The 5,488-nt window shown below is 67.2% G+C and carries 4 protein-coding genes and 1 pseudogene; 3 read left to right on the forward strand and 2 right to left on the reverse strand.

Translation table 11 applies throughout. From position 1 onward, the window contains the following. Positions 1-1,064 (reverse strand): glycosyltransferase family 2 protein (locus I71_RS23660; RefSeq protein ID WP_307189025.1); only part of this gene is annotated, 1,064 nt, incomplete at its 3' end. A 418-nt stretch (positions 1,065-1,482) separates the two neighbouring features. Here I71_RS23660 and I71_RS40085 point away from each other — a divergent pair. The 3 genes and pseudogenes from I71_RS40085 to I71_RS23670 all read left to right on the forward strand — a co-directional run. Next, positions 1,483-2,526 (forward strand): annotated as a pseudogene (locus I71_RS40085) (Tar ligand binding domain-containing protein); the annotation flags it as partial. Positions 2,527-2,836: 310 nt separating this feature from the next. Beyond that, a complete protein-coding gene (locus I71_RS40090) occupies positions 2,837-3,493 on the forward strand; it encodes a methyl-accepting chemotaxis protein (RefSeq protein WP_280109911.1) in 657 nt (218 codons plus the stop codon). A 161-nt stretch (positions 3,494-3,654) separates the two neighbouring features. After that, positions 3,655-4,317: a hypothetical protein gene (locus I71_RS23670; protein ID WP_042699241.1), complete on the forward strand. Its 663-nt coding sequence runs from the start codon at positions 3,655-3,657 to the stop codon at positions 4,315-4,317. A 98-nt stretch (positions 4,318-4,415) separates the two neighbouring features. Here I71_RS23670 and I71_RS23675 read toward each other — a convergent pair. Continuing rightward, a partial coding sequence (locus I71_RS23675; RefSeq protein ID WP_042699244.1) for a methyl-accepting chemotaxis protein occupies positions 4,416-5,488 on the reverse strand: 1,073 nt, incomplete at its 5' end.

The raw sequence follows: 5,488 nt of genomic DNA on the forward strand, positions 1-5,488 counted from the left end.
AACTCATGCCCCCCCCGCCGTCCACCGCACCGAAGCCGTGAGCGGAGCGGACGATGAACAGCGGCCGTCCCTTCACCTCGGCGAAGACGCGCCCGAGATAATCGCCGATGATGCCCAGCGTGATCAGGTGAATGCCGCCCCAGGAACAGCACGGCGACCAGCAGCGATTCATAGCCCGGCACGTCGATGCCGTGGATCAGCGTGCGGATCAGCCGGATCAGGATATAGATGAAGGCGACGCCCGACACCGCCATGCCGACAAGACTCCACACCCGCAGGGGAAAGGTGGAAAAGGCGGTCAGACCGTCGAAGGACAGGCGCAGCAGTTTGACGAAGCCCCATTTGGTGTCGCCGCCGGCGCGTTCCCCCTGCTCATAGGGGATCGCGGCCTGCCGGAAGCCGACCCAGGCGAAGATGCCCTTCATGAAGCGCGTGCGCTCCGGCATCCGGTTGATGACCTCGACGACGCGGCGGTCCATCAGGCGGAAATCGCCGACTTCGCGCGGCAGCTTGATCTCCGACAGATGGTCGAAGACCCAGTAGAACAGGCGGGCGAACAGCCGGTGCTTCAGGCTCTGCCCGACGCGGGCATGGCGCACGGCGACGACCACGTCGAACCCCTCGCGCCATTTGGCGATGAAGGACGGCAAAAGCTCCGGAGGATGCTGCAGGTCGGCGTCCATCGGCACGATGGCGTCGCCGGTGGTGTGGCTGAGCCCAGCGGACAAAGCCAGCTCCTTGCCGAAATTGCGGGACAGGTCGACGACCTTCACCCGCGGTTCGCGGTCGTGAACGTCCAGCAGCCGGTCGATGGTGTCGTCCCGGCTGCCGTCGTTGACGCAGACCACCTCCCAATCCATGTCCAGCCCGTCCAGCACCGGCACCAGCCGGGCGAACAGCGCGTCGATGTTGGGTCCCTCGTTGTAGAAGGGGATGACGACCGACAGGCAGCCGCGCCGCGGACGCCCGGACCTGTTCGCAGGGGGACGGTGTGCGGCGGAACGGACGGAAGCGGTGTGGGCGTCCAGGGAAGCCACGGAAAGGGGCGCGTCGGGAATGGACATGGCCAGCCGTCGGATCAATGCGTCAGGGACCGGGAGATGAAGGGATCGGCGACGACCCCGGTCGGCCGCTGCGCCCTTTGGCATATATCACGATACGGGGGGATGTTCAAAATGCCTCTCCTGTGACCGCCGCGGCACAAAAAATGGCCGGTTCGCCCATCCAAGCATCCGGACGTCGGCCACCCGCAGTCCAACGAAACAGGCAAACATCCGGCAGTGCCGTTTATTCCACCCTTGTGAAACGAGCGTTTCCTCCAGGCCGTCCATGGGTCTCTCCGGTTATCGCCCCGCACAGCCGGGTCACGGCCCTCCATACCCGAGCATGTGGCATGCTTCCTGAAATGTCGCTCCCACCAGGCCGCACCCGCCGGCCTGTTCAGGTTCCGAGCTGCATTTCGTGCCGATGGAGGCCCCGGTCATGAGCCTTTTCAATCGCTTTTCCGTAGGAACCAAGATCACGGCGGCCAGTGCCGGCATCCTGGTGTTCCTGGTGCTGATCGGCGGCATCGGCGTCGCGGCCCTGTCGGAGGCCGGCAACGCCGTGGACACCTACCAGCGGCTCGGCCAGCAGACCAACGAGCTGGGACGACTCCAGGCCCTCATGCTGGAGATGCGCCAGCAAGCCACCCGTTTCCTGCTGACCGGCGACACGGAGGTCGGCGCCACCGTCCGCCGCACCGCGGACTACGCGGCGCAGACCATCGACAAGGCCCGCTCGCTGTTCACCGACCCCGCCCTGACGCAGACGGCCGACCATATGGCGCACGAGATCGGCCAATATCAGACGGCCTTCGCCACGCTGATGGATTTCCAGGCCCAGCGCATCAAGGCAGTCGCCGAATTGAATGAGATCAGCCCGCGGCTGGAAAGCGCGCTCGACACCATCTTGGACAGCGCCAGCGCCGGAAGCTACACCTATGCTGCCTATCTGGCAGGCATGGCACTGCGCCACATGCTGTCGGCCCGCATCTCGGCAACCCGCTACAACATCGATGGCTCCCCGGCGCTGGCCAGCCAGACCCGGTCGCAGTTCACCGACGCAGCCAGCCGCGGCGGTGCGATGATGGCGAAGCTGACCGACATGGACCGCCGCAAGATGGCGATGTCCTATACGGCCCTGCTGCGCGTCTACATCACCGGCTTCAACGCCGTCGTCAAGGCGACCACCGAACGCGACCGGCTGGTCAACGAGGTGCTGATCCCCGTCGGCGATTCCATCGCCAAGGAGGCGGAACAGCTGACGGTGGCCAGCGTCGGCGCTCAGAAGAGCCTGGGCACGGAGACCGGCGACTTCATCGGCACGGCGCGCGGCGGCATGATGATCGCCTCGCTGGTCGCCGTGGTGCTGGGGTTGGCGACGGCGCTGCTGATCGGCCGCGGGCTGTCGCGGCCGGTGGTGGCGATGACCGACCGCATGAGCCGGCTGGCCGGTGGCGACCGCAGCGTCGACATCCCCGGCCTGGATCGTGCCGACGAGATCGGCGGAATGGCCAAGGCGTTGCTGGTCTTCAAGGACAGCCTGATCGAAAGTGACCGGCTGGCCGAACTGCAGCGTGCCGACCATGAGGCTCGGCGCAACCGCGGCGAGCAGGTCGACCGGCTGACCCAGGAGTTCGACCGGCTGGTGCTGGACGCCTTGGGCCGGGTGTCGGCAGCGGCGACACAGCTTCAGGCCACGGCACAGACGATGTCGGCCACGGCGGAGCAGACCACCCGGCAGGCCGATGCCGTCGCCAGCGCCTCCCCAGGAGGCGACCGGCAATGTGGAGACGGTGGCAGCCGCAACCGAGGAACTGACCGCGTCCATCTCCGAGATCGGCCGGCATGTGGCGGAAAGCACCCGCATTGCCGGACAGGCGGTCGCCACCGCCGAGAAGACCGACGGAACCGTCCGTGGGCTGGTCGACGCCCCCCAGCGCATCGGCGAGGTGGTGCAACTGATCACCGACATCGCCAGCCAGACCAACCTGTTGGCCCTCAATGCCACCATCGAGGCGGCGCGCGCCGGCGAGGCTGGCAAGGGCTTCGCCGTCGTGGCGTCGGAGGTGAAGAATCTCGCCAACCAGACTGCCAAGGCGACCGAAGAGATCGGCAGCCAGATCGCCGGCATCCAGGACATCAGCCGGCAGGCCGCCGGCGCCATCGCCGAGATCGGCCGGGTGATCGCGGAGATCAGCCACATCTCCACCACCATCGCTGCCGCGGTGGAGGAACAGGGTGCCGCCACCAGGGAGATCAGCCGCAACGTCCAACAGGCCGCGCGCGGCACGCAGCAGGTTTCCGGCAACATCGCCGGCGTGTCGGAGGCTGCTTCCTCCACCGGCGACGCCTCGCGCGAGGTGCTGACCGCCGCCGATGGGCTGAACCACGAGGCCACCGACCTGCGCGGCTTCGTGTCGCGCTTCCTCGCCGACATGCGCGCCGCGTAAGAAACAACACACATATCAAGCGCCACCATGACAGTTATGGCGCCGGCACGGCCCGATTGGACAGGGTCTTGCCGGCGCTGTTTTCTTGCCGGTCTGCCCCGCTCGTTCGTACGATTACATTCCCCTTGCGCCGGGGGGCGCCCCTTGGGCACATAGGCGCCATGATCCTGACCCCCATCGCCATCGACGACATGCCGAAGGCCATCGCCGCCTTCGACGCCCATCTGGACGGCCATGCCCAAGCGCGCGCCGCCTTCCGCCGGATCGCCGCGACCTGGCCCGTGCGGCCGGACGACGAGCCCGGCGGCGGGGTCGACACGCCGGCCCATCGGGCGGAAGCGGTGCGGCTGGCCCATGCCCATGGCATCGACACGCTGGACGAGCCGCCCAGCCGCTCCTTCATGTGGGACGGCAAGGTGATCCGCACCGACGTCGAGGCGACGGTGATCGTCCATGAGGTTGCCCACTGGCTGTGCGCGGCGCCGGAGCGCCGGCCCCTGATCGACTATGGCCTTGGCCCTGGGCCGGAGACCACAGCCCGCAAGGAAGCGCGCGCCGACAAGCGGCTGTGCTTCGAGGACTGCATGCATGAGGAGCAGCAGACCTCGCTGCTCGGTGTGCTGTGGGAAGTCGAGCTGGACCAGCCGGGAATCCTGGCGTTTCTTGAGCAGAACTGGATGGAGCACTGGGAGCGGCCGAGTACCGCCGCCTTCTTCATCCGCCATGCCGAGGAACTGTTCGCCCGCGGCCTGATCGACGCCGAGGGCCGCCCGACCACAGCCCGCGACTGGGCGGATGCCCGCAAAGGCGTGCTGGTGGGATAAGGCGTCAGCCGGCAATTGCCGCCGGAAGCCGAACACCCGATACGAAAATGCCCTCCCCTGCATATCGCAGGAGAGGGCGTTTTCGTTTCACCCTGCTGTCATGCCGCCGTGATGCGGGTGATGAAGGCTTCGATCTCGTGGTCGAGGCGGTTGAAGCTGTGCGACAACTCCTCGGTCGTGTTCTGCACCGATCCGGCGGAGTGGCCGGTGGTCTCCGCAGCTTGCTGGACCAGACGCATCTCCTGCAACACCGCCATGGTGTCGGCGGCGGCCCGCTGGGACCGGGCACTGATGTCGCGGGTAGCGGCATCCTGCTCCTCCACCGCGGCGGCGACGGTGCCGAGCGACTCGTCGACCTGACGGATGGTGCCGACGATGGCGCGGATGGCGCCGACCGCCGCATGGGTGGCAGCCTGGACAGCGGTGATTTCGGCCCCGATCTCTTCGGTTGCCTTGGCGGTCTGGTTGGCGAGGCTCTTCACCTCCTGTGCCACGACGGCGAAACCCTTGCCCGCCTCACCGGCGCGTGCCGCCTCGATGGTGGCATTCAGCGCCAGCAGGTTGGTCTGGCCGGCGATCGACTGGATGAGGCCGACGACCTCCTCGATCTTGCGACTCGCCTCGCTCAGCCCCTGGACAATGCCATCGGTCCGGCCGGCCTCATCCACCGCGCCGCGGGCGAGCTGCGCCGACTGGTTGATGGATCGGGTGATCTCGTCGATGGAGGCGCGAAGCTGTTCCGCCCCGGCCGCCACGCTTTCGACCTCGCTGGTCGCCTCCTGAACCGAATGGGCGACGCTGTCGCTGTGATGGCTGGTCTGCCTGGCATTGTCGAGCATCGAATTGGCCTCGTCTCGCATCGACGCAGCCGACCGCACCACCTCGCCGATCATGGCCTTCACCGAAGCCTCCAGGTCGTTGGCGAGCGCCGCCATCGCCTGCCGCCGCTCCTGCTCGTTGCGCAGGCGCATCGCTTCCTGATCGTGCGACAGTTCCTTCACGCGGATTGCATTCTCCCGGAAGACCTGCACCGTGCGGGCCATCTGTCCGATTTCGTCGCCACGGTCTGCGGCAGGGATGTCCGTCTCCAGATTGCCACGGGCCAGTCGCTCCATCACGTCGGTCAGACGCACGATCGGGCGGGCGATGTTCATGCCGATGAACAGGGCGA

Origin of the sequence: Azospirillum sp. B506 (genome assembly GCF_000333595.1) — a bacterium.
Taxonomy (GTDB): domain Bacteria; phylum Pseudomonadota; class Alphaproteobacteria; order Azospirillales; family Azospirillaceae; genus Azospirillum.